This is a genomic window from Staphylococcus sp. HMSC057A08 (assembly GCF_001812925.1).
Lineage (GTDB): Bacteria > Bacillota > Bacilli > Staphylococcales > Staphylococcaceae > Staphylococcus > Staphylococcus hominis.
Genome location: NZ_KV810847.1, coordinates 290383 through 314134, shown reverse-complemented (window position 1 = coordinate 314134; position 23752 = coordinate 290383). Strand labels below are relative to the sequence as shown.

Below are 23752 nucleotides of genomic sequence, written 5' to 3'. Positions count from 1 at the left end.
CTACTTGGCCCCTTTAGATAAATATTGCTCCGTGGCTTTATTTAATTCATTTTTTTCGTAATTATCGAGACCTTCATTTGCTCTAGCAAATGTAACCATTAATAAAATAGCAATAATAATGAGTGTTGTAACAATAGGTAACCAATGTTGTTTAATATTCAAAAGAATACCCCCCATTCTTTTCTTTCAGATGAATTGTTTTATCTTTAATATTATTGTAATAACGTTGTGACTCCACACTATTCATATGATCTTTTGTTAATTTTCCATCTGCAGAGCGAACAGGTGTAATTTGAAATTGATGATGCTGACCATCCCAATCATGTTGAACAACTATACTTTTTTGATTTTTTGATAGAAAATCAGCAGAGGTTAAATTTCCTAAACTATAAAAAATACTAGCATGTTTATATTTCTCAATACTTTGTATAACTGTATTATGGCCAATGATTACATCTGCACCTGCATCAACTAATGCATGAGCATAAGCTTTTTGGCGATCTGTTACATTACGTTCGTTAGGAATCCCCCAATCTACGTTCACAACTACAAGATCATTGTTTTCCTTTAAGTTTTTAATTAATGGTACAAAAATTTTGGGATCTAAGCTAATAGATGTCGTATTTTTTAAAGGATCTTCATAATACGATTCAATATCTGTGAACGAAACATTAGCGACTTTTTTATTTTTAACTTTTTGTTGCACTGTTTTACTATTAATTGGATTCGAACCATTTCCAGTTAAAAAATTATAATCTGTTTGTGCTTCAACTTTTTTGGATAAATCTTGCGCTTGTACATTATCTATAGTGCTATTAATTAAATTGATACTTTTAATATTTTGTTTTTTTAAAAACATAATGTTTTCTATGTTTTTGTTTAAATTTTCTTTAGGATTTTTAGAAAATTGGTTCACATATAAAGAAGCTGTGGAAAAATCACTTTGTTGTAATGGCTGTCTTAAACTTTTAAAAACATCATTTAAATTGACCTTTCTGATGTCATTATTCAAAGTGATATTTCCTAAATATGTATTTCTAATACTATTACCTGAATGTGGCATCGTCTCTACAGGTTCAACTTTAACAGCTCGAATAGCAAAAATTAGAAGTACTACTGTGATAACTAAGACAATAAACGTATACAAAAAGTTTCTTCGTTTATGTCGTTTTGATTGCTTAAGTAACCATTCGCTCGCTGATAATCGTTTTTTCTTTTTCATTATTATGCGCTCCTCGCTCGCGATTAATTAATAAAGCTATATAAGAACAAGATGACATAAGTAATACATGTTAATAACATTGTTGTAGCTAATGTAATTACAACACCTTGTTTTTGAATGGTATTGGCAATAATACCAGGAATAACAACTCCGATACCTGAAACTTCTACAACTTCAAATGGAGTGAGTGGATAAATTAAATCAAAAATAAATTTTAGAACCATACCAGTTAAAATCATCGCTGCAAATTTACGTCTACCATAAAGAATGACCCATCTACTAATACCAAACGTAACAATAAAATAAGTGAGACAACTAATGACCAATACAGATAGTAACATAATGGGTTGATCAAAAATAAGTGCTAAATAACCAGGTACAACAAGACCTGCGGGATTAATCCCAAATTTTTCTGCAAAAATTAAACTTAATACAATACCAACAAATAGGGAAAAGTATAACTCCGAACCTATCATTTTATTCTATCCCTTCTATAAATTCTGCTATTTTTCCACCTGGACCATGAATATTTCCAACACAGAATATAAGTGCTTGATGTGATTCATTAAGAATCGCTTTTTCTATATCTGAAAAATCATGATTTTCAAGGTTTATGTATGTTTTTTCAGGTAGACGTTGCATTAAATCTGTAACCATTTGCGTGCTTTTTCCTGTACAAATTAAGGTATCAAATTCGACGTCCTCAATAAAATTCTCAACGAACTGTCGCGTTCGATCTACCCTGTCAGAACGACAGTTAAGAATCACTACTTTTTTTGTATAAGGATAATCGTATGATTCCACTTTATTTAATATCGCTTTCGTAGACTGAGGCTCATTAGCAGCAAACGCATTAACAAATACATTTTTTGTGTTATTTGCATTAAAATATTTAATTTCAACCGCTCCAGGATCGGGAGGCGCATTTAACATTCCGCGCAGTGCAACGTCTTTTTCAACTCCTACAGCTTGCGCTACACCTAAAGCGATGGCTACATTATCAGGAAATACTAAATATTTAAATTTCCTTAAGTATGATTCAGGTATATCATTTTTATCTACAACAATAAGTTCAGTTTTACGTTTTTTAGCTTCTTTAGCAAAAAAGTCTGTAAACTCATCCTTCATGACTACTAATTTTCCATTTCGGGGAATCGTTGCAGTAAATGCTTGAGCAATATCTTGAAGTGTCGGCCCTAATACGTCCATATGGTCTTCCATAACATTGACAATGACACCAATATTCGCTTTTACTAAATCTTCTTGAAAGACAATTTGATAATCTGGATTAACTGCCATACATTCATTAACAAGCGCATTGCCTTTTTGCTTAACTACTTTTTGCACAATGTCTCTTTGTTCTCCTATGTTGGCGCCTTGCGGTTTTCTAAGGACAGGATATTCTTTCTCTGTAAACCAATACAACATTCTGGCATCAGTACCTGTTGTTTTACCAATGACATGATATTGATCTTCTCGCAAAATACTATAAATCATTCTTGTAATAGTTGATTTACCACGAATACCATTAATATTTATTCGTAGAGGAATCTTATTTAAACGGTGTGTATGTCGCTTTTTCTCTCTAATTCCTAGAAATAATATCAAAGCGATACAAATGATAATGAGAATCAAACTGAAGTCCCTCTCTTTAAACATATTTTGTCTTTCATTTAATATTATCTTAATTAATGCGTTAAACACTTTAATAAGGGTATGCTATCATCTTAATATTTAGTCAGTTTTAAAAATGTAAATATTCAGTTAAGAATAGTATAAAATTATAAAAAAGTTAATAAAACATAAATATTTTCTCGGATAAATTATTGATTATTTTAAATTACTATAAACAAATTTAATTATCGTACATTTATTAATAGTAAATTGATAATTATTTACTTCTTATTTACATTTACTTAAAACTCTCATGTTAGTTTATAAGTAAACATTGCTATGACTCTAGGAGGACATAAATGGATAAATCTATGGCTAAACCTGTTAAAATTGCAGTTGGCATTTATCTTGCTTTAGTTTTACTGGCTTGTTCTAGTTATCTCATCTTTATTTTGATTGGCAGTCTACAAGGAAATGACATGAGTCATTCTGTCCTAGATACTGACCCTCGTTATATCAACAATCGTTCTCAATCTTCTAACGAGACAATCAACAAAAATGAATCACCACATTCGACTTCAAACTTTACTGAAATTAAAAAAGAAGATGCTCTACCTTCACATAAAAATACTATTAATATTCAATATAAAGAAACAGATACTAACTCTAGAGAATAATACAAGTTAGTATCTGTTTTTATATTTATATAAAAATTGTAATATCGTTTATAGAGGTACATCATATGGACACTACTCATAAACGAACAAGAGAAATACTGTTTACTATGATAGGTGCCATAGTTATTATGGGACTAAGTGGTACAGTATCTGATTTACTATTCAATCAACGTCATATACATGCGGATGGGTATGTTACTTACTGCTAGAGCTAGACTATTAATAAGTGACATTTTTTATTGAATTTCGATAAAATTTCCCAACCTAAACATTCGATTTTCATTGTATTTCAAATGCTTAGAATGATACTCATTTTACTCATTATTTTATTATTACTTTTAAAAAACAGCCTAGGCAGATGTGATATCAAAGATATTTTATTCTTTATTTTAATGCTCTTAAAAATAACACTAACGTTCAAACTAGTATTTAATCTTTTCCCATTATATTTTTTAGTTGTGTAAAGAACTTTTGACGTTCTGGTAATGGGAAAATAGGATAAATATGGAATAAGTTATAACCTGGTGTAAAATCATGTTCAATTCCTTTATCATTTAACATTTTAGAGAGCTTTAATGCATCTGGATATAGCGTTTCTTTTGTTCCTATAAAAATAGATATACGACCAAGACCTTCTAAATCTCCGTTAATTGGTGATATTTTATAGTCTTCTATTGGCGTATCACCAGACCATAATTGAATGAAATATTTACTTCCTTCAATTCCTAACATAGGATCTATTTTTTCATATTTCTTAGCTTCAGGATTGCTAAATGTTGCATCAAGAACTGGAGACAGCATCACAATATGTCCTGGTTGTGGTAATGGTGTTTCTTTTTTAAGATATTGTGCAAATGATAAAGCAATTTGACCACCTGCTGAATCTCCCATTATCGTCATATGTTGTGGATTTTCTACTTCTAATATTTCTTTTTGATAAATATTTTTTAGTAATTCAAATGTTGTTCGATAATCTCTATGAGGTACTTTAGGATAGACAGACATAATCACTCGTGCATCCAATTCTCCTGCAAGTTGATCAATAAAATCAAAATGATTATCTAATGGATCTTGGAACCAAGCACCACCATGAATGTAAAGCACAACATCTTGATGAGGCTCTCTTTTATCATTAACAATATATGTGACAGACCCATTAATACTTCTAGTATGCGCACGATGTTTAAATTCATAATCTGTCCCATCATATTTACCAGCTGTTAAAGATTTGACTTCCTCTAATGCTTTTTTAGCCTCATTCACATTTTCAAATGTTTTTTTCATTCCAGACATACGAATATATTTTTCAGTAATAAAGCTTTGATAACTGCGTTTTTCTTTTACTTTAATGTAAGCTAAAGTTCCAAGAATTGCAGATGTCACTACGGTTAACAATCGTTTTTTCATTTTTTAACCTCCTATACTCTATATTATTATATACCTCATAGTCATTATATTTTAGTAAATCGCTTATTCAACTTTTAAAGATTTAAAAAAATAATGATACGTGCTATTCTAAATACAATTATCAGAATTTTTATTTTATTTTAGAAAGTAGGTTATGCTGAATGAAAAGAAATAAAATTGTGCTTATTGGTAGTGGATTCGTAGGTTCTGCGTTTGCACATGCAGTTGTAGATAAAGGACTAGTCGATGAGCTAGCTATTATTGATATTGATGAAGATAAAGCAAAAGCAGATGTATGGGATTTAAACCATGCTACACCTTTTGGAGATAAGTTTGTAGATGTACATCTTGGTTCGTATAGTGATTGTAGTGATGCTGATATCGTCGTCATTTGTGCAAGTGCAAAATTAGATAAAGGCGACACACGTTTAAAATTATTAGAAGATAATGTAAATATCTTTGTGCCTATGATTCAAAAAGTCATTGCTCATGGTTTCGATGGTTATTTTGTACTTCCATCTAATCCAGTCGATATTATGAGTTATGTCATAAAACGTGTGTCTCAATTTCCTAAGAATAAAATTATTGGATCAGGCACTTCATTAGATACAGCCCGCTTCGAATTTTTCTTAAGTCGCACGTTTGATGTGGCACCACAAAATGTCTATGCGCCTGTTATTGGCGAACATGGTGATTCTCAAGTAGCTGTTTGGTCTCATGCTCAAATTGCCGGCGAACCTGTTCTTGATTTATTGAATAAAGGAGTAGACCAAACCGCGTTCAAACAATCTATCGCTTCTCAAACTACTCAAGTGGGATATGATATTTACGTTCGAAAAGGTACTACAAACTTCGGCATATCATTAAGTTTAGTACGTATTGTAGAAGCTATTTTATTTAATAAAAATGTGATTATGAATGTGTCAAGTTATCTTGAAGGTGAATATGGATTAAATGACCTTTATATTGGAACGCCAACAGTGATTAACGGTAATGGTGCTGATCGTGTCATTGAACTGAAATTAGAAGAAGATGAACTTACTCGTTTCAAACAATCAAGTCATATTATTTTAGAGCATCAACAACGTGCTGATGCTATCATTGAATCAATCTTAAATAAATAGTAAAAAAAGCCTAAACACAACAATTCATTTATCGTGTTTAGGCTTTCTTAACTTAATTTAAACTCTCATGCATTAAACTTAACTGGTGCTCAAAATCTTGCATATCGATAAAACGCGCTTGTCGATGCATTTCTTTTCCGTCCAAAAATATTAAATCCACTGGAACAGTAAATATAGATAGTTCTCCCGCAATAGCTTCTACATTAGATTGATTGATAACAGCAAAATGTACTTTAGAATAATCATTGACGATATCTTCAATTTGTGGCAATACCGCATGACATACTGAACAATGATTCCGCATAACATGAATCACTACTAATCGATGCGTTTGAATAAATTGATGAAATTGTTCTATACTTTCAATATTTTTAGTCATATTTTCACCTACTTATTTAATTTAACGGTCTAGTTCTCTTATATATATTTATTTTACGATGTTACACTTATTTTTTCATCTAAATCCTCTTGTTAAATACGTTTAACAAGAGTTCAATGATTTTCTCTTCAAAATAGAATACATCTTATTAAATTAATGTTATAATGTTTGTGAAATAATTCACAATTTATATTGGAGGAATCAACATGAAAGCTTACATCTATGAAAAACCTGGCGTAGCTAAGCTCGTCGATAAAGAAAAACCAGTTGTTACGGAAAGTACTGACGCTATTATTAGAATGGTCAAAACAACAATTTGTGGTACTGATTTACATATTATTAAAGGGGACACACCTGAAGTTCCTCAATATACCACATTAGGTCACGAAGGTATTGGTATTGTTGAATCTGTTGGTTCTAATGTCAATAACTTCAAAGTCGGCGATAAAGTCATTGTGTCTTGTATCTCATCTTGTGGCAAATGTTATTACTGTAAAAAAGGTATCTATGCTCATTGTGAAAATGGCGGTGGATGGATATTAGGACATCTTGTTGATGGTACGCAAGCAGAATATGTGAAAGTACCTTTTGCAGATAATTCTTTATATCATGCTCCTACTTCTTTATCTGATGAAGCACTCGTGATGCTTTCAGATATTTTACCGACTGGTTATGAAATTGGCGTATTAAAAGGAAAAGTAAAACCTGGAAGCACTGTTGCTATTGTAGGTGCTGGACCAGTTGGATTAGCTTCTTTATTAACTGCTCAATTCTACTCACCTTCAAAAATAATTATGATTGATTTAGACGATCATCGTTTAGCTACAGCCAAAAAATTTGGCGCGACTCATACAATTAATTCTAGTCATGTGAATGAAGCAATTCAACAAATCAAAGATATCAATCATCGTGGCGTCGATGTTGCTATTGAAGCAGTTGGTATTCCAGCAACATTTGATTTATGTCAAAAGTTGATTGGCGTCGATGGAACAATCGCTAATGTTGGTGTTCACGGCTTACCCGTTCAATTTGATATCGAAAAATTATGGATTAAAAATATCAACATTACAACGGGTTTAGTTTCTGCTAATACCACTGAAGAATTGTTGGAAGCTCTCAAATCTAAAATCATTCAACCAGAACAACTCGTGACACATTATAGTAAATTAAGTGACATTGAAAATGCTTATGACTTATTTAGAAATGCTACAGATCATAAAGCTATCAAATTATTAATTGAGAATGATATAACTGAATAATGTTGTATATTAAATAAAAAGTAAGGGGGACAGAATTCTTTCTGAATTCGTCGCCCCGCCATGGCAAAGAGGATTAGAATTGAAAAACTTGAGACCACACCTTTTCAATTCAGTCATCGACTGTCAACACATTAAAAACGCCTGAGACACATATGATGTCCCAGGCTTGTTTTATTACTTAATTGTCATAATGCGTTTACCAGCATCTACTGAATCAACATCATCGAATGTTAATGTTTTATCACCTTGATTTGTAATAATCACTGGTGTAACGACACTTGGCGCATGTTCTTTTAAGTATGCTAAATTAATTTTCATTAATGGTTGACCTTGTGTGACAGGTTCATTGACATCGACTAAACTTTCGAAGCCTTCACCATTCAATTTCACTGTATCGATACCAATATGAATTAATACTTCAATTCCTGTATCAGATTCTAAACCGATGGCATGTTTCGTTGGGAAAATCGTTTTAACTGTACCATCAAATGGTGCTACAATTTCGCCTTTTTCAGGAACAAATCCAATACCGTCACCCATCATTTTTTCTGAGAATACTTTATCTGGCACTTCAGATAATGGAATTATATGACCTGTACCTGGCGCATAGATATCCGTTTCTTTTACCTCTTCCAACTGTACTGGCTCATCTGATGTATCTTCAGTCACAGTGGTTTCACTAGGTTTTGTGATATCTCCATTCATAATGCGTGCCATATCATGTTTAATTTGATCTGATTTAGGACCAAAAATCGCTTGCATATTATTTCCTACTTCAAGCACCCCTGAAGCACCAAGGACTTTTAGTCCTTCAACGTCTACTTTAGATTTATCATTGACTTCAACACGTAAACGCGTAATACAAGCATCTAAATGCTTGATATTTTCTTTACCGCCCATTGCATCTAACACATCAAAAGGTAATTTACTTGCAGATGTATTAGCTACAGAGGCTTGTTTATCTTCACGACCTGGCGTTTTAAAGTTGAATTTAACAATCAAGAATCTAAATACAACATAATAAATAACAGCGTAAACTAATCCTACTGGAATCACTAACCACCATGGTGTTTTATTTGGAAGAATACCTAATAAAACAAAATCTATGAATCCTCCAGAGAATGTATATCCTAGATGTAAATGTAGTAGATAAAGTGTTAAAAATGATAATCCATCAAGTACTGCATGAATAAAGAATAATAATGGTGCTACGAATAAGAATGAAAATTCTAGTGGTTCAGTAATACCAGTTAAGAATGATGTTAAAGCTGCTGATAACATCAAGCCTCCAACTACCTTTTTATTCTCAGGTTTAGCTGTTTGATAAATTGCTAATGCTGCTGCTGGTAATCCAAACATCATAACAGGAAATTCACCTTGCATGAATTTACCTGAAGTTAAATGAACACCTTCACGTATTTGCTCAATAAAAATACGTTGATCTCCTCGAATAATTTCTCCAGCTGCATTTTTCCAAGAACCAAATTCAAACCAGAATGGCGCATGGAAAATATGATGTAAACCAAATGGAATAAGTAATCGTTTAATAAATCCAAATAAGAATACTGCCAATCCAGTATTAGAATCTAATAAACCTGTACTAAATGCATTTAATCCATTTTGAATGGATGGCCAAATCCAAGCCATTGGGAAAGCTAAAATAAACGATGTCGTTGCCATCATAATCGGCACAAAACGTTTACCCGCAAAGAACCCTAAATACGATGGTAAGGAAATATTATAAAACTTGTTATAACACCAAGCTGCTAAAGCACCTATAATAATCCCACCAAACACTCCAGTTTGAAGTGTAGGTATGCCTAAAACATTTGCGAATCCTTTAGATGGATCTTCCAATTGTGCTGGTGTAACATTTAAGAATGCTCCCATGGTTTTATTCATAATAATAAATCCAACAAAAGCTGCAATGGCTGCTACACCATCTCCACCTGCTAGTCCTATTGCTACACCGAGTGCAAAAATGATAGGTAAGTTATCAAAAATAATACCACCAGCACCTGTCATCATGTTAGCAATATTTTGAATTACTCCATTTTTAATAAATGGAAGATAATGCTGTAATGCTTCACCTTGAAAAGCTGTTCCAATTGCTAGTAATAATCCAGCTGCAGGCAAAATTGCCACAGGTAACATCAATGCTTTACCAATACGTTGCAATTGTCCAAATAGCTTTTTAAACATTTTGATTCAATCCTTTCAATATATCTTTTTTACGCATTAAAAAAGCATGACCAAATAAGCCCATCATTTATGACAAAAATAATGATAGCTTATCTGCTCATGCCTAATCAAATAGTAACACGCAGTTCTTTTTTAACAATTTAATTATACCTATAATATAAAGCGTTTTCAATATCTTTTTTACTAATATTTTACATTTTTTATAATTTAAATATTCATAAAAAAACACTGACAAAAGCATTACTTTCGTCAGTGTGTCGAATCTATTTCTTATAAGAAACGTTTAGCAGCTACAGAGATTGGTGGTACTTTATCAAAGTCAAATTCTTTATCTTCTGTGATAGATCTGTAAGCCCATTTACCATAACCATATGCTTCTTCGTTAACGATTTGACCTGGTAATGGCGCAGCGTTTGGATCAACATGTACATCAACAACAGTTGGTACATTTTCATTTAATGCTGCTTCAACAATTTCATCAATACGGTTAGGGTCTTTTAATACATAACCTTTACCACCAGCAGCTTCAGCGAATTTAGCATGATCCATATCAGAGAAGTCAATGGCATATTCTAATTCACCAGCAGCTTGTTGTTCATATTTGATGAATGATAATTGTTTGTTATTTAATACGAAGACTGTCATTGGTAAATCGTATTGAACAGCAGTTGCGAAGTCTTGCATTACCATTTGGAATGCACCGTCACCAGTAATTGCAATTGCTTGACGACCTGGGTAAGCAATATTAGAAGCAAGGGCACCTGGAAGACCGCAACCCATTGTACCTAACCATGCTGAGATAATAAATTTATTATTAACATTTAAGTCTAAGTAACGTGTACCCCAAACAGTTGAAGTACCAACATCGATTGAGTATACAGCGTCATCTTTACTGTAATCATTGATAGCTTTCATTAAACGTTCTGGACGAATTGGAGCACTTGTATTATTCATGTCTTTTTCCATCCATTTATCCCATACAGCTTTACGTTTTAACGTTTTGTCTAAGAATGAACGATGAGGTACTGGTTTGATTGCTTCAGTTAATTGATGGAATGCTAATTTAACGTCACCAACAATACCAACATTAATATCGAAACGTTCACCAATTACGTTTGGATTTGTGTCGATTTGAATCGCTTTAATATTTTTCTTAGGTAAGTAATTTGCATAAGGGAAGTTAGTACCAGCCATGATTAATAAATCAGCATCTTGAATAGTTTGGTAAGACGTTTTTGTACCAATTTTACCTAAGTTACCTACACTGTATGGATGTGAATCAGGTAAAACAGTTTTAGCTGGTAATGTATGAATTACAGGGATTTTAGCTGCTTCAATGAAGTCTTGTAATTCAGTTGAAGCATTTTTTGCACCTACCCCAACAAGCATAACTGGTTTTTTACTTTTGTTAATTAATTTAGCAGCTTTTTTAATGCTACGATAAGATGGTGTTGGTAACACTGGTCTAGACGTATCTACTGGACGATTTGTAGTGTCTTTAATTTTTTGAGTTAATAGATCATTTGGACAAATAATAACGGCTACACCATTTTTTTCATATGCAGTACGAATCGCTTCATTTGTAATTTCAAATAAGTCATCACCTTTTTGAACTTGGTGATGGAATACTGCTACGTCGTCAACCATTTTAGAAATGTTAGTTTCTTGGAAGAATTTTGTACCTAATAATGTACTATTCGTTTGACCTGTAATAATAAGTTGAGGTACACGGTCCATTTTAGCGTCATACATACCATTTAATAAGTGAACAATCCCAGGTCCACCAATACTTAAAGCTACACCGATTTTACCTGTTAACTTTGTATATGCTGCAGCTGATAAGCTTGCAACTTCTTCATGACGTACATGATAAAATTTGAAAGTATCTCTAACTGTTCTTAAATTATCTACTACTGCGTCAACTGAGTCACCTGGAATACCCCATAAGTGATCAATATCCCAAGCTTGTAATGCTTTAACTAATGCTTCATTTGCTTTAATCTTCGCCATTTGATTAAATAGCCCCTTTCCTAAATATACATTTTATTTCTGTATTCCCTTTAGTAAAACAACTTAATCATAATTGGAATAAGAATTGAACTAATAACTGCTGTTAAAATCATTCCAATTGAGCTAAATGCGCCAGATTCGATGTCGTGTTCTAACGCTTTTGCAGTTCCAAAAGCATGTGATGCATTTCCGTATGTTAAACCTCTCGCGATTGATGTTTTAAATTGACCAACCTTAAGTAGCATTGAACCCATCATACTACCTATCAATCCAGTAGTAATGATAAACAGTACTGTAATCGTATCTGTACCTCCAAGTTCTTGAGAAACTTCAATTCCTACAGCAGCTGTGATTGATCTAGGTAGTATAGTTACGATTGTTTCTTCTGAGTAACCTAATAACTTTAACGAACTAAACACTAACACAAAATTCAATATCACGCCAGCCATGACGCTTGAAAAAATGACCCCAATATTTTCTACAATCTTATCTTTATTTTTATAAAGTGGATAAGCAAGACATACAACAGTGGCATTTAATAGATGGTTAATCCATTGACCGCCAATCATGTAATCGTGATAGTTTTGACGTGTTAAAAGTAAAATAATAATTATTCCAAGTGAACCGATTAATGCTGGATTCAATAATGGGTTATTATATTTACGTTGTAATATTTGAGCAAGTTTATACATTACAACAGTTAATAATATCATTAAAACGCCTTTTAATATATCCATTTTTAATGATTTCCTTTCTTAGTATGAGGTTTTTTCTTAGACATTGTTTCAGCAATAAATCCAGAAACAAGTGCCACACAGCTTGTACCAATAATAATCAAGAGGAAGAAAATAATATAACTTGTAGTGATATTAGAAACAATATCCATAATTCCTACAACTGAAGGAATAAAGAAGAAGACCATTGTAGTTAATAAGAAGTCGGCTCCTTTAGAAACCCATTCAACACGAATAATTTTAAAATGTAATAAAATATAAAATAATATCATACCGATAATACTTCCTGCTAATGGTATATGTAGCCATTTTTGTAGCAGTGAACCTATAATACTAATCGCTACCACCAATACGATTTGAAGAATAATCTCTATAATATTTAATGCTTTTTTCAAAACGACTGACCTCCATAAATTTGTCGAATTTGTTACAGCGATTTTTTAGTCTATATTCAAAATTGTAATCTATATTGATAGATTATAAAAATATTGATTTTATATATAACTTATAGTTATTTTCTATGGAACCGTTTTAAAAATAAAAAAATAGTGAGAGAACCTACGTTAAGGTTTTTCACTATTTGTAAAAATGAACCGTTTACTTGTTTTCCAATCTCTCAGTCATAAATTTTATCCATTTAGAAGTTGCATAACTTAAAAGTTTATCTTTTTTCCAAATTGCTCCAAGTTCCCAGCTCATACCTGAGTCTTCAATTTTTATACTTTTAATCTCATCTTTTAACATCTTGGCAATATGTTCTGGTAAAATACTAACGCCTAATCGTGCTATTACTAAATATTCGATGAAATTCCATTGTGATACATTGGACACTGTATTTGGGATAAAACCAGCATTTTTTGCAGCAGCTATAATTTTATCATTAAGATAAAAGTCCTCATTGAATAATATAAAATCTTCATTTTTCAAATCAGCCATAGTCACAGATGAACACTTAGCTAACTGATGTTCTTCACTCACTATAAGTCTTAAATCTTCACTATATAAAGACACGTAATCAAATGTGTTCTCATCTATAGGAATGGTCGTAATGCCAATGTCTATTTGATCGTTAATCAAACGATTTTCAATCGATTTACCGCCACTTTCATTAAGACTATAGGTAACGTTTGGATATAATTTATGAAACTCCGCCAAAATATTAATAAACTGTTGCATATCCATCACTGCTGACATCCCAATATTAATATGACCTGTTTCTAAACCAAGCAAGCCATTAATTTCATTTGGAATATTATCATATAATGCTAAAATTTCTTCACATTTTTTATAAAACACTTTTCCTGCATCTGTAAGAACTAAATAACGTTTTTGTCGATCGAATAAAGGCATGTCTAATTCTTTTTCAATATCTTTTATTGCTTTACTTATAGTTGGTTGAGCAATATATAAAGATTTAGAAGCATTTGTCATACCACCTTGATTCACAACTTCCATAAAATATTTCATATGCTTGATATCCAATTGCTCACCTTCTTAAAAAATTCTTTTTTTTATTATACATTATTTTTGTAAGAAAAATGTAAATTCATTCAATTTGAATTCATTCGATAACTTACTTAAATATGTATACTTTATGGAAAAATAATATTTATAAATAAATTATTTTTCATATAAACAAAACTATATTTTCAAATTACAAAAAATGTTATAATCAAAATCGGCTCAAGCGAATATGAGGTGATGAATTGAGCTTTTACGAATTTATGCAAAATTTTATAGGCGATGACACACCATTAGGTGAATTGGTAAATTGGATTAATCAAGATAACACTTTTCCTAAAGACGTGAAGAGCCAAAACGAAATATTGCTATATTTTCGAACAAATCCGTGTCTTGAAAACATACCGGTGACTAGTGTTAAAAGAGCATTAGCTGTTTTTAACCAATTCACAGATGTATGATTTCAACAAAATGTAGTTATACATTACATGGAAGTATCATCTCACTAAGGCGCCATCGTGGCGTCTTTTTTTATACAAAAATTTAGCTACAGTATATTACGTATATTTCAGAAGTATTACAGTTATTTGTATAATTCATTTCTTATATTGTATTACAACTTTTTAAATAATATTATTATTTTAGATTTTAAATTATTTGATTTTTAAGGAGAACTTAATGAAAATTAAAACATTCATTTTACGTCTAATATTAGCTACGACAATTATTTTTACTGGAACTTATACATATCAAAATGTTGAACATACACATACTTCTGAAGCAGCTGGTTATAACTATTATAATAAATATCAATGTACTTGGTGGGCATATCAACGCCGTGTTCAATTAGGTAAACCTGTTTCAAATCAATGGGGTAATGCCAAAAACTGGTACTATAGAGCTCAGCGTGCTGGTTATAGAACAGGACATAAGCCTAAACGCTATGCTATTATGCAATCAACTGCAGGATATTACGGTCATGTTGCCATCGTTGAACGTGTTTACAGTAGTGGAAAAATTCTTGTTTCAGAATATAATTATAACCGTCCACTAGCCTACAGTACGCGTTATATTAGTGCATCTGCTGCGCGTAATTACAATTACATTTATTAATTGACATAACATAATAAGCCATGAAAGTTTAGTGATGGAATCTCTTCCATTTCTAAATTCTCATGGCTTATTTTTAAGATTGACGTATTGATTTTAAAATACGTTTAGCCGCTTCGGTATTTGCTTTAGGTTCTTGTTTAAGTTGCTCAGCAACTTTTGAAATTTCTTCACCTTTAGCGCCTACAACAATCGCTAATGATTTATATTGCAAACTCATATGTCCTTTTTGAATACCTTCTGAAACAAGGGCTCTACAAGCTGAAAAGTTCTGTGCTAAACCTACTGCAGCCACTACATGTCCTAATTCTCTAGCAGACTCAACGTTGAGTAAGTCTAGAGAAGCTTTCGCGATTGGTAATACTTTCGTTCCTCCGCCAACGATGGCTAAAGTCATCGGTACTTCAATTGTGCCCACAAGACGTCCACGGGCTTTATCATATTTCCACGTGGCCATGCCTCTATACTGACCATCACGTGCTGCATAAGCATGCGCACTTGCTTCAGCACCTCGTGTATCGTTACCTGTAGCTAGAACAACGGCATGAATTCCATTCATGACTCCTTTGTTATGTGTTGCTGCCCGATGAATATCGACTTGTGCAAGCACTGACGCACGCTCCATTCTCTTAGCTACTTCTTCACCAGAATAATCGCCGCGATTTAAATCATTGATATCAATCTCACCTTCTACCCTTACAACAGAAGACGTTGCATGATTAGATAAGATACTCATTAATATCTCTTGATCTGTTAACTCATTTTTTAGATAGGCTGTCACTGCTTCTAAAATGGTATTAAGCATATTTGCGCCCATCGCATCTTTAGTATCAACAAATACTTTAAGAGATAATAACTGTTCATTAGGAAACGCATCTATGTCAATACCACGATAGCCACCCCCACGACGGATGATAGAAGGATAGGCTTCATCTGCAATACGTTTAATTTGGTTTTCTTGTTTTTGAATGCGTTGTGTTAAGTCTTCTGTATCTTTAACATCATCAAATACGATTTGTCCAATCATCAATCGTTCACTTTTTATCGTTTTAAATCCTCCAGTTTGGTTAACAAGTTTCGCTCCATAACTCGCAGCAGCAACAACTGACGGCTCTTCAACCATCATAGGTACCACATATTCTTTTTCATCTACGATAATTTTAGGTAATAATCCAACTGGTAACGTACCCTGGCCAATGACATTTTCGATGAGACTGTTTGCCACTTCCTCATCAATAACTGGATTGCTTAATAATGTTTGATAATTCGTTTTATCTAACCATCCGTAGTCTACTAATTGTTTTAATTTATCTTCTCTTGATAAATGACGAAAGTTTTTATCTAAACTTTTCATATTAATGTACTCCCTTTTCAATCATTAAAGCAATGCCTAGTCCTCCACCAATGCAAGCTGTTGCGATACCTGTATGTTGATGTTCTTGTTCTAAAGCATTCACAAGTGTTGTAACGAGACGTGCACCACTTGCACCAATAGGATGTCCTAATGCAATGGCACCACCATAAATATTTAAAATGCTATCAGGAATTTTTAAATGATCCTTAACAGGTATACTTTGAGCTGCAAATGCTTCAGTCATTTCTATAATATCAATATCATTAATGTTTTGATGTGTTTTTTCTAATAATTTTTCTACTGCATAAAAAGGTGCATAACCCATGTATTGTGGATCGCAACCTACTTCAGCGTAATCTCCTACTATGCCAAGAATTTCAAATCCATGTTCTTTTGCAAATGTTGCTTCCATTAAAATAAGGGCAGATGATCCATCATTAATACTCGAAGCATTACCACCAGTGACTGTTCCATTCTCTTTAAATATTGTTTTCAAAGTAGATAATTTTTCAACACTACTATTTGATCTTATACCTTCATCAGAAGTCATCTCATTACCTTCAGCGTCTGTCATTTTTATAATTTCGTTATCAAATTTACCTTCTTCAACGGCTTTTGCAGCTTTAGCATGAGAATGGTTAGCAAACTCGTCTTGCATTTCACGTGTTACATGATATTTTTCAGCTATATTTTCTGCTGTGACACCCATCGGAACATAATGGAAAGCATCCGTTAATCCATCATGCATAAAACTTTCTACAGGGTCTTCTCCGTCTTTTAAAATAAGTTTAGGTGCATTAGTCATACTTTCAACACCACCAACAGCAACGACTTTAGCTTCTCCTAATTGAATAAGTTGCTTCCCTAAAATAATTGCTTTAAGTCCTGAACCACATACTTCATTAATCGTCATCGCTGGAGTTGTATCAGGAATACCTGATTTAATAGCAATTTGTCGTGCAGAGTTTTGTCCTATACCACTTTGTAAGACATTTCCGAAAATAACTTGTTCAATAAGAGATGGATCGATATCAATTGATTCAATAGCTCCTTTTAAAGCTGTTGTACCTAGTTCAACAGCTGAATAATTTCTCAATTTCCCTTTATATTTGCCAATTGGCGTTCTTTTAGCACTTACAATAGCGATTTGTTTCATTCTTTATCTCCTTGCCTGTAATATAGATATAATTGTATTTTAGTAATTTATTTTGGTAAAATACAGAGTATTGTATTGTTAAAATTAGACTATTCGAAAGGATGACATGCCTGTGAATATAGGTATCGATAAAATCAATTTTTATGTCCCTAAATACTATGTAGACATGGCGAAGCTTGCAGAGGCTCGTCAAGTTGATCCAAACAAATTTTTAATTGGGATTGGACAAACACAAATGGCAGTAAGTCCAGTATCTCAAGATATCGTATCAATGGGAGCCAATGCTGCTAAAGATATTATAACAGAAGATGATAAAAAACATATTGGAATGGTTATCGTTGCTACTGAATCTGCTATCGACAACGCTAAAGCCGCAGCAGTTCAAATTCACCATTTATTAAATATCCAACCTTTTGCACGTTGTTTTGAAATGAAAGAAGCTTGCTATGCAGCTACACCTGCAATTCAACTTGCTAAAGATTATCTTGCAAACCGTCCTAACGAAAAAGTATTGGTCATTGCAAGTGATACAGCACGTTATGGTATCGAGTCAGGCGGTGAACCTACACAAGGTGCTGGTGCAGTGGCAATGTTAATTTCACATCAGCCTCGCATTTTACAATTAAACAATGATGCTGTTGCTTATACAGCAGATGTGTATGATTTCTGGAGACCGACTGGTTATAAATATCCACTTGTTGCAGGTGCATTATCAAAAGATGCATATATTGAATCATTCCAAGAAAGTTGGAAAGAGTATGCACGTCGTGAAGATAAATCATTATCCGATTTTGAATCATTATGTTTCCATGTGCCTTTTACTAAAATGGGCAAAAAAGCATTAGATTCTATCATTAATGATACTGATGAAACGACTCAATCTCGATTAACGTCTGGTTATGAAGATGCTGTATACTATAATCGTTATGTAGGTAATATATATACTGGATCACTTTATTTAAGTTTAATTTCATTACTTGAAAACAGAACTTTAACTCCTGGTCAAACAATTGGATTATTTAGTTATGGTTCTGGGTCAGTGGGAGAATTCTTTAGCGCCACAGTAGTGGAAGGCTTTGAACAACACTTAGATAAAAAAGCACATCAAGCTTTATTAAATGAGCGTCAAGAAGTATCTGTAAAAGAATACGAATCGTTCTTCAGACGTTTTGATGATTTATCTTTTAATCATGAGATTGAAAACGTAGAAAACGATAAAAATATCTTTTATTTAGAAAACATTGAAGATGATATTAGATATTATCATTCTCCTGAATAATGTATGTCAATCCGATATTAAAAAAGGTGGGACGATGTACTCAAAATGAATTCGTCATCCCATCTCCCCAAAACATTATAAACGCCTAAGACAACTCATTATGTCTTAGGCGCCTTTTATTTATGGTTTAGTTGTGTATAATGGTCGATATAATTGACTCATATTCACATTTTCAATTTCTAACAATTTAATTTTATTATCAATTGTTCCACCATATCCTGTTAAACTACCATCTTTTCCTACAACGCGATGACAAGGAATGATGATAGAAATTGGATTTTTTCCTACAGCTCCACCTACAGCTTGTGCAGACATTTTTGGTTTGTTTAATACTTGACCAATATGTTTTGCAATGGTTCCGTAAGTAGTAAGCTCTCCATATGGGATCGTATTAAGATAAGCCCATACTTCTTGTTGAAAAGATGTACCATGAGGTTGTAAAGGAAAATCAATCTCTGGATTATTTCCTAAGAAATAGTCATCAAGCCATCGCTTTACTTTTTTTAAAATATATAGTTCATGATCTGTAGGAAAACGTAAATGCGTGTATTGATATAAATATTCTAATTGCGTCACTACTTCTCCGTCTGTAACGATTTCTAAATTACCTACTGGAGAGTGATAAAGCATTGAATAGAACATAATAGCTTCCTCCTTACTCTATTGTATTGTAATAAAAAATAAGAAGCGAGACTGAATTCATTTGAATTCCTCTTCTCGCTTCCATTAATCAATTCTGACACATTGATTTATAACTGTTTAATACTAAGTTTATTTTAAGAATACAATCGTTCTTAATTGAAGTTATATAATTCATAGCCTTTATCTTTAGCATATTCTAATGCTAAAATTTCTAATATATTGATAAATGCTGGCTCATCTTTAACATTTACATATTGGAATTTTAATCCATAATCTTCAGCAGTGATTGATTTAATATCGTCTTCGTTCAAGCCTTTTTGTTGAGCTAAGCCTTTTTTAAATTTTGTTGTGCCTACACCAGATTTTAAGTTATATTGTCCCATTTTGTTAAATAAGTCTTTCGTAATAGGTTGATAACCTGTTGAATATCCTCCAGTTTGACCTACAAATATTGGTGTTTTTTTATCAAAAATAACATATACACCAAATTTATCTTGAACTTTTTCACGATCTGGTTTACTAAATGATAAAGCATTATTTTTGTCATACTTAAATAATTTTTTAAGTTGTTTTTTATTATCTTCTTTAATTTGATTTAATCTTTTACTACCTTTCATATTTTACCATCCTCCAGTATAGAGTATTTTTATATTTTATAGAATTATCATTGAATCATTCTATAAAGAATACTATTTTTCTATAATTTTTTAATTTTTATTTATAATTCTAATTAATTTCTTTAAAATTTGTATACCCTATTCATCCTAGTTAAAACTTTTCTATATTATAAATTATTTAACGCTAAACATAAAAAATCATTTTTTTTATTAAATTGTAATTTATTAGTTATTCTCTATTTATTTATAGATATTTCTATTCTATAATCATATATTATGTATCTCTATATAAATATTTTATAGTTTACATGTTAGGGGAGAAAGACATGAATGATAAAGATTTAAGAGTGATAAAGACTAAGAAAGCGTTAACGAGTAGTTTATATGCTTTACTAGAAATAGAACCCTTCTCTTCTATTACAGTTCATAAAATTTGTGAAAATGCTGGTATTCATCGTACTACATTTTATAAACACTTTTATGATAAATATGAACTACTCGTCTATTTACTTGAAGTCATTGGGAAAAATTACTTTGCAATTGATATTAAGGAACGTATTAATCGTCCGTTTCAAGTTTTGTCTAATTCATTAAATCGTGAAACATTGTCTAGAATCGAACACATGCAAGAAGAGGATAATGAATACAACAAAGTTAGAAATCAGTTTCTTATAGATATTATCAAAAATGATGTTTATGAAAATATGGATCGGATAGCACTTGAAGAAACCATTCCTAAAAGCTTAGTTTTCTATGTTTTTGGTTCAATTATAGGTGGTTTTTTAGAGTGGCAAAAAAATGAGGAGACAACACTTACGCCTAAAGAAATGGATGACGTTTTTCATAAATTAGTTAATATTAAAACGATTAATTACTGATCAAACCATCGTTATATCGTTTTAATAAATAACCCCCGTCTTAATTCGACGGGGGTTATTTATTATTAATTATTGTTTTTTATATGATTTAATTTTAATTCATTTAACTCGCTAGATGCATTAATATCACAATTACAATCTGTATCGCAACTACCACATTTTCCTTGAGTAGAGCGATTAAAGAATTTATATAATGTATACGCAGCGTAACCAAAAATAGCAACAAAAATGATTACGTTTATTAATAAAGTCATTGTCATCATCCTTATATAAGTAATTTTGTTATTTGATAAAATGCAAATGTTAATATATACGCTGTAAAAATTGGATAAATTAATGCTGTAAGTGTCCATTTCCATGATGTTGTTTCTTTACGAATTGTTGCAACAGTTGAAATACATGGCACATATAATAATATAAAAATCATAAAGGCATATGCAGATAACGGTGTGAACTGTTGTTGAATGACATTGACTAAACCACCTTCACTAGAAGAATACAAGATAGCCATAGAACTTACAATGACTTCTTTAGCTAAGAATCCTGGAATTAACGTAGCGCCTGCTTGCCAACTACCAAATCCTAATGGAGCAATGAGATGTCCAAAGAATTCTCCAATACTGTGCATGAAGCTTTCATCAATCTGTACATTCACTCCATGAGGACCGATGTAACTCAATGCCCAAATGACTACAGAACCACCAAAAATAAATGTTCCTGCTTTTTTTACAAATCCTTTTGCTTTTTCCCAAGTACTTCTCCATAACGTTTTAATTGATGGAACTCTATATGTAGGTAGTTCCACAATAAATACGGAATTCTCACTTTTAAGAATAAACTTGTTAAGTAATGTACTTACAATTAATGCCACTACAATTCCTAATACATATAAACTTAGGACTACAAGAGATTGATACTTTTCAAAAAATACTCCTACAAAAATAGCATATACTGGCAATCGCGCCGAACATGACATGAAAGGTGCAATTAAAATAGTAATTAGTCTTTCTTTTTCATTTTCAATACTCCGTGTTGCCATAATACTGGGTACATTACAACCAAATCCAATAATCATGGGAATAAATGATTTTCCACTTAATCCTATTGATTCCATTGTTCTATCCATTAAAACTGCAATTCGTGCCATATATCCTGAATCTTCTAAAAGTGAAATAAAGAAGAATAATACAATAATTTGTGGCACAAATACTAAGACTGAACCTACTCCAGCTACAATACCATCTGTAATCAAATTTTGTAGAAATGGCGCAACATGTATATAATGCATGCCTGCCTTTAACCAATCTGTGAGTGGTCCGCTAAAGAAAGCATCTAGCTGATCTGATAATGGTGTTCCTATCCAAGTAAATGTCGTTTGAAAAATCAGCCACATAATGACTAGAAATATTGGAATACCTAAGTATCTATTCATTATCATTTTATCGAGTTTTTCAGTTAAAAATTGCTGTTCTTCATTCGGATATTCAACGACGCCATCTAATAGACGATCAATGTATTGATTTCGAATGATTTCAATATGTTGTCGTATTGATACATCTAAGTGTTGACTTAACTTCTCTTTAATAGGTTCAATTTGTTCGGAAATGACTGAAGGTAGTTCTCGCTCGATTTCCGGATTGTCTAATAAATACTGAATTGCTATAAAGCGTAAACGTTTTGAAGGATATTCTGTATGTGCTTGAATGATAGAAGTCATTTGCTTAATCGCATCTTCACTTTCTTTACCATAACTGATTTTGAAGTTACGTCTTTCTTTTGGATTTAAAAAAGACAATTCATTTAGCAATTCCTCCGTACCTTTTCCTTTACGAGCAACAATGGGAAATACAGGTACTTTCAGTTTTCTCATTAGACCTTCGTATTTAATTTTAATACCTCTTTGCGTTGCCACATCTACCATATTTAATCCAATGATAATAGGTTCATTTAATTCCATTAATTGTATTGTAAGTTGAAGGTTTCTCTTTAATTGACTGGCATCAATAATGTTAATCATACCTGTAAATGTATTTGTCATCAGATAGTCTGTGACAACTGTTTCATCTTTAGAAATAGGTGATAAATCATAAATACCCGGTAAATCGATTAAATTGCCAATATCTTTCTTTAATTGTCCAACTTTCTTTTCAACTGTAACGCCACTCCAGTTTCCAATGTATTCATACGAACCGGTTAGTGCATTAAACAATGATGTCTTTCCTACATTTGGATTACCTAATATACAGAAGCTTTCGTGCATAGGCTTACTCCTCTAACATAATTAAACGTGCATCACGTTGACGAATGCTTACACATTGGCCATTAATTTCAACAACACTTGGTCCATTTAACAAGCACTTTTGTTTAATACTGATTTTACTACCTACATTTAAGCCAAAGGCACCTAAACGATATAGCATATTTTTATTTTGAATATCAATTTGTTTAACTACATACTTTTTATCTTTTGATGCAGTGCTTACATTTATCATTCCAGTCACACTTTCTATTTGTAATTAATAATCATTCTCAACACTTAAATGATAACCTTTTTCACTTACTTTTACAATTATTTATTTATTCATTTTTCATAAATTTTAGATATGACTCATACATTGTTTAGCGTA

The 23752-nt window shown here is 32.0% G+C and carries 26 protein-coding genes; 8 read left to right on the top strand and 18 right to left on the bottom strand.

The window, feature by feature from the left end:
• From HMPREF2881_RS11780 to pgsB, 4 genes are read right to left on the bottom strand one after another with little or no spacing between them, the layout of a single operon-like run.
• Window positions 1-162 (bottom strand): hypothetical protein, encoded by a 162-nt coding sequence (locus tag HMPREF2881_RS11780; RefSeq protein WP_002488200.1) that lies wholly within the window; start codon window positions 160-162, stop codon window positions 1-3.
• Window positions 152-1222 carry a CapA family protein gene (locus HMPREF2881_RS03350; RefSeq protein ID WP_037555822.1) on the bottom strand — a complete coding sequence of 357 codons (1071 nt, stop codon included), beginning with the start codon at window positions 1220-1222 and terminating at the stop codon, window positions 152-154. Before HMPREF2881_RS03350 ends, HMPREF2881_RS11780 begins: the two co-directional genes overlap by 11 nt.
• Before the next feature lie 23 nt (window positions 1223-1245).
• A complete protein-coding gene (pgsC, locus tag HMPREF2881_RS03345) occupies window positions 1246-1698 on the bottom strand; it encodes a poly-gamma-glutamate biosynthesis protein PgsC (RefSeq protein ID WP_002488291.1) in 453 nt (150 codons plus the stop codon).
• A 1-nt stretch (window position 1699) separates the two neighbouring features.
• Entirely contained in the window at window positions 1700-2857 is a 1158-nt protein-coding gene (gene pgsB / locus HMPREF2881_RS03340) for a poly-gamma-glutamate synthase PgsB (protein ID WP_002488286.1), read from the bottom strand.
• 338 nt (window positions 2858-3195) lie between these two features.
• On the opposite strand from pgsB, the gene HMPREF2881_RS03335 reads away from it, so the two are divergent.
• Complete coding sequence (locus HMPREF2881_RS03335; RefSeq protein WP_002488227.1) at window positions 3196-3513, top strand: hypothetical protein; 318 nt, start codon at window positions 3196-3198, stop codon at window positions 3511-3513.
• Window positions 3514-3578: 65 nt separating this feature from the next.
• The gene (locus HMPREF2881_RS11775; protein ID WP_002449276.1) at window positions 3579-3722 is read left to right on the top strand and encodes a hypothetical protein; all 144 of its coding nucleotides are present in this window, start codon (window positions 3579-3581) and stop codon (window positions 3720-3722) included.
• 220 nt (window positions 3723-3942) lie between these two features.
• Here HMPREF2881_RS11775 and HMPREF2881_RS03330 read toward each other — a convergent pair whose 3' ends face one another.
• A complete protein-coding gene (locus HMPREF2881_RS03330) occupies window positions 3943-4920 on the bottom strand; it encodes an alpha/beta hydrolase fold domain-containing protein (RefSeq protein WP_002488262.1) in 978 nt (325 codons plus the stop codon).
• Between the two features lie 161 nt (window positions 4921-5081).
• Between HMPREF2881_RS03330 and HMPREF2881_RS03325 the strand changes: the two genes are divergently transcribed.
• Window positions 5082-6044, top strand: a complete 963-nt coding sequence (locus HMPREF2881_RS03325) for an L-lactate dehydrogenase (protein WP_002488272.1) — start codon at window positions 5082-5084, stop codon at window positions 6042-6044.
• Between the two features lie 52 nt (window positions 6045-6096).
• Here HMPREF2881_RS03325 and HMPREF2881_RS03320 read toward each other — a convergent pair whose 3' ends face one another.
• A complete protein-coding gene (locus HMPREF2881_RS03320) occupies window positions 6097-6423 on the bottom strand; it encodes a thioredoxin family protein (RefSeq protein ID WP_002454835.1) in 327 nt (108 codons plus the stop codon).
• A gap of 206 nt (window positions 6424-6629) precedes the next feature.
• Here HMPREF2881_RS03320 and HMPREF2881_RS03315 point away from each other — a divergent pair, with 206 nt between their 5' ends.
• A complete protein-coding gene (locus tag HMPREF2881_RS03315; RefSeq protein ID WP_002488265.1) occupies window positions 6630-7682 on the top strand; it encodes a zinc-dependent alcohol dehydrogenase family protein in 1053 nt (350 codons plus the stop codon).
• Window positions 7683-7856: 174 nt separating this feature from the next.
• Here HMPREF2881_RS03315 and ptsG read toward each other — a convergent pair whose 3' ends face one another.
• The 5 genes from ptsG to HMPREF2881_RS03290 all read right to left on the bottom strand — a co-directional run bounded on the left by ptsG (window position 7857) and on the right by HMPREF2881_RS03290 (window position 14110).
• Window positions 7857-9884 (bottom strand): glucose-specific PTS transporter subunit IIBC, encoded by a 2028-nt coding sequence (ptsG, locus tag HMPREF2881_RS03310; protein ID WP_002488202.1) that lies wholly within the window; start codon window positions 9882-9884, stop codon window positions 7857-7859.
• Between the two features lie 270 nt (window positions 9885-10154).
• A complete protein-coding gene (locus tag HMPREF2881_RS03305; RefSeq protein WP_002449340.1) occupies window positions 10155-11894 on the bottom strand; it encodes a pyruvate oxidase in 1740 nt (579 codons plus the stop codon).
• Between the two features lie 50 nt (window positions 11895-11944).
• Window positions 11945-12631 carry an LrgB family protein gene (locus tag HMPREF2881_RS03300; RefSeq protein ID WP_002488250.1) on the bottom strand — a complete coding sequence of 229 codons (687 nt, stop codon included), beginning with the start codon at window positions 12629-12631 and terminating at the stop codon, window positions 11945-11947.
• 2 nt (window positions 12632-12633) lie between these two features.
• Window positions 12634-13023: a CidA/LrgA family protein gene (locus HMPREF2881_RS03295; RefSeq protein ID WP_002449529.1), complete on the bottom strand. Its 390-nt coding sequence runs from the start codon at window positions 13021-13023 to the stop codon at window positions 12634-12636.
• A 202-nt stretch (window positions 13024-13225) separates the two neighbouring features.
• The gene (locus tag HMPREF2881_RS03290) at window positions 13226-14110 is read right to left on the bottom strand and encodes a cidABC operon transcriptional activator CidR (RefSeq protein ID WP_002449213.1); all 885 of its coding nucleotides are present in this window, start codon (window positions 14108-14110) and stop codon (window positions 13226-13228) included.
• 224 nt (window positions 14111-14334) lie between these two features.
• Here HMPREF2881_RS03290 and HMPREF2881_RS03285 point away from each other — a divergent pair, with 224 nt between their 5' ends.
• Complete coding sequence (locus tag HMPREF2881_RS03285) at window positions 14335-14550, top strand: sterile alpha motif-like domain-containing protein (protein ID WP_002454831.1); 216 nt, start codon at window positions 14335-14337, stop codon at window positions 14548-14550.
• 217 nt (window positions 14551-14767) lie between these two features.
• A complete protein-coding gene (locus HMPREF2881_RS03280) occupies window positions 14768-15202 on the top strand; it encodes a CHAP domain-containing protein (RefSeq protein WP_002449185.1) in 435 nt (144 codons plus the stop codon).
• A gap of 73 nt (window positions 15203-15275) precedes the next feature.
• On the opposite strand, the gene HMPREF2881_RS03275 is transcribed toward HMPREF2881_RS03280, so the two are convergent.
• Together HMPREF2881_RS03275 and HMPREF2881_RS03270 are read right to left on the bottom strand one after the other, a co-directional pair.
• On the bottom strand, window positions 15276-16553 hold the full coding sequence (locus tag HMPREF2881_RS03275; RefSeq protein WP_002449342.1) for a hydroxymethylglutaryl-CoA reductase, degradative: 1278 nt from the start codon (window positions 16551-16553) through the stop codon (window positions 15276-15278).
• 1 nt (window position 16554) lies between these two features.
• Window positions 16555-17709, bottom strand: coding sequence for a thiolase family protein (locus HMPREF2881_RS03270; protein ID WP_002449441.1), 1155 nt, complete (start codon window positions 17707-17709; stop codon window positions 16555-16557).
• 112 nt (window positions 17710-17821) lie between these two features.
• Between HMPREF2881_RS03270 and HMPREF2881_RS03265 the strand changes: the two genes are divergently transcribed.
• Window positions 17822-18988: a hydroxymethylglutaryl-CoA synthase gene (locus HMPREF2881_RS03265; protein ID WP_037555820.1), complete on the top strand. Its 1167-nt coding sequence runs from the start codon at window positions 17822-17824 to the stop codon at window positions 18986-18988.
• 120 nt (window positions 18989-19108) lie between these two features.
• Here HMPREF2881_RS03265 and HMPREF2881_RS03260 read toward each other — a convergent pair whose 3' ends face one another.
• Window positions 19109-19630: a methylated-DNA--[protein]-cysteine S-methyltransferase gene (locus HMPREF2881_RS03260; RefSeq protein ID WP_002449174.1), complete on the bottom strand. Its 522-nt coding sequence runs from the start codon at window positions 19628-19630 to the stop codon at window positions 19109-19111.
• Window positions 19631-19782: 152 nt separating this feature from the next.
• Window positions 19783-20247: a hypothetical protein gene (locus HMPREF2881_RS03255; protein ID WP_002449534.1), complete on the bottom strand. Its 465-nt coding sequence runs from the start codon at window positions 20245-20247 to the stop codon at window positions 19783-19785.
• A 326-nt stretch (window positions 20248-20573) separates the two neighbouring features.
• Here HMPREF2881_RS03255 and HMPREF2881_RS03250 point away from each other — a divergent pair, with 326 nt between their 5' ends.
• Window positions 20574-21125, top strand: a complete 552-nt coding sequence (locus tag HMPREF2881_RS03250) for a TetR/AcrR family transcriptional regulator (protein WP_002449497.1) — start codon at window positions 20574-20576, stop codon at window positions 21123-21125.
• A 65-nt stretch (window positions 21126-21190) separates the two neighbouring features.
• Here HMPREF2881_RS03250 and HMPREF2881_RS03245 read toward each other — a convergent pair whose 3' ends face one another.
• The 3 genes from HMPREF2881_RS03245 to HMPREF2881_RS03235 are packed head-to-tail and all read right to left on the bottom strand — an operon-like array spanning window position 21191 to window position 23617.
• On the bottom strand, window positions 21191-21379 hold the full coding sequence (locus HMPREF2881_RS03245; RefSeq protein WP_002449289.1) for a FeoB-associated Cys-rich membrane protein: 189 nt from the start codon (window positions 21377-21379) through the stop codon (window positions 21191-21193).
• A gap of 11 nt (window positions 21380-21390) precedes the next feature.
• Complete coding sequence (feoB, locus tag HMPREF2881_RS03240; RefSeq protein ID WP_002488184.1) at window positions 21391-23385, bottom strand: ferrous iron transport protein B; 1995 nt, start codon at window positions 23383-23385, stop codon at window positions 21391-21393.
• Window positions 23386-23389: 4 nt separating this feature from the next.
• Window positions 23390-23617 (bottom strand): FeoA family protein, encoded by a 228-nt coding sequence (locus tag HMPREF2881_RS03235; RefSeq protein WP_002449375.1) that lies wholly within the window; start codon window positions 23615-23617, stop codon window positions 23390-23392.
• Between the last annotated feature and the right edge of the window lie 135 nt (window positions 23618-23752).

Coding starts and splice junctions, on each gene's coding strand:
- HMPREF2881_RS03280 (WP_002449185.1), top strand. CDS start 14,768: ATGAAAATTAAAACATTCATTTTACGTCTAATATTAGCTACGACAATT.
- HMPREF2881_RS03255 (WP_002449534.1), bottom strand. CDS start 20,247: ATGAAAGGTAGTAAAAGATTAAATCAAATTAAAGAAGATAATAAAAAA.
- HMPREF2881_RS03300 (WP_002488250.1), bottom strand. CDS start 12,631: ATGGATATATTAAAAGGCGTTTTAATGATATTATTAACTGTTGTAATG.
- HMPREF2881_RS03275 (WP_002449342.1), bottom strand. CDS start 16,553: ATGAAAAGTTTAGATAAAAACTTTCGTCATTTATCAAGAGAAGATAAA.
- HMPREF2881_RS03335 (WP_002488227.1), top strand. CDS start 3,196: ATGGATAAATCTATGGCTAAACCTGTTAAAATTGCAGTTGGCATTTAT.
- HMPREF2881_RS11775 (WP_002449276.1), top strand. CDS start 3,579: ATGGACACTACTCATAAACGAACAAGAGAAATACTGTTTACTATGATA.
- HMPREF2881_RS03260 (WP_002449174.1), bottom strand. CDS start 19,630: ATGTTCTATTCAATGCTTTATCACTCTCCAGTAGGTAATTTAGAAATC.
- HMPREF2881_RS03320 (WP_002454835.1), bottom strand. CDS start 6,423: ATGACTAAAAATATTGAAAGTATAGAACAATTTCATCAATTTATTCAA.
- ptsG (WP_002488202.1), bottom strand. CDS start 9,884: ATGTTTAAAAAGCTATTTGGACAATTGCAACGTATTGGTAAAGCATTG.
- HMPREF2881_RS03315 (WP_002488265.1), top strand. CDS start 6,630: ATGAAAGCTTACATCTATGAAAAACCTGGCGTAGCTAAGCTCGTCGAT.
- HMPREF2881_RS03305 (WP_002449340.1), bottom strand. CDS start 11,894: ATGGCGAAGATTAAAGCAAATGAAGCATTAGTTAAAGCATTACAAGCT.
- HMPREF2881_RS03325 (WP_002488272.1), top strand. CDS start 5,082: ATGAAAAGAAATAAAATTGTGCTTATTGGTAGTGGATTCGTAGGTTCT.
- feoB (WP_002488184.1), bottom strand. CDS start 23,385: ATGCACGAAAGCTTCTGTATATTAGGTAATCCAAATGTAGGAAAGACA.
- pgsC (WP_002488291.1), bottom strand. CDS start 1,698: ATGATAGGTTCGGAGTTATACTTTTCCCTATTTGTTGGTATTGTATTA.
- HMPREF2881_RS03245 (WP_002449289.1), bottom strand. CDS start 21,379: ATGACTTTATTAATAAACGTAATCATTTTTGTTGCTATTTTTGGTTAC.
- HMPREF2881_RS03330 (WP_002488262.1), bottom strand. CDS start 4,920: ATGAAAAAACGATTGTTAACCGTAGTGACATCTGCAATTCTTGGAACT.
- HMPREF2881_RS03350 (WP_037555822.1), bottom strand. CDS start 1,222: ATGAAAAAGAAAAAACGATTATCAGCGAGCGAATGGTTACTTAAGCAA.
- HMPREF2881_RS03250 (WP_002449497.1), top strand. CDS start 20,574: ATGAATGATAAAGATTTAAGAGTGATAAAGACTAAGAAAGCGTTAACG.
- HMPREF2881_RS03270 (WP_002449441.1), bottom strand. CDS start 17,709: ATGAAACAAATCGCTATTGTAAGTGCTAAAAGAACGCCAATTGGCAAA.
- HMPREF2881_RS03235 (WP_002449375.1), bottom strand. CDS start 23,617: ATGATAAATGTAAGCACTGCATCAAAAGATAAAAAGTATGTAGTTAAA.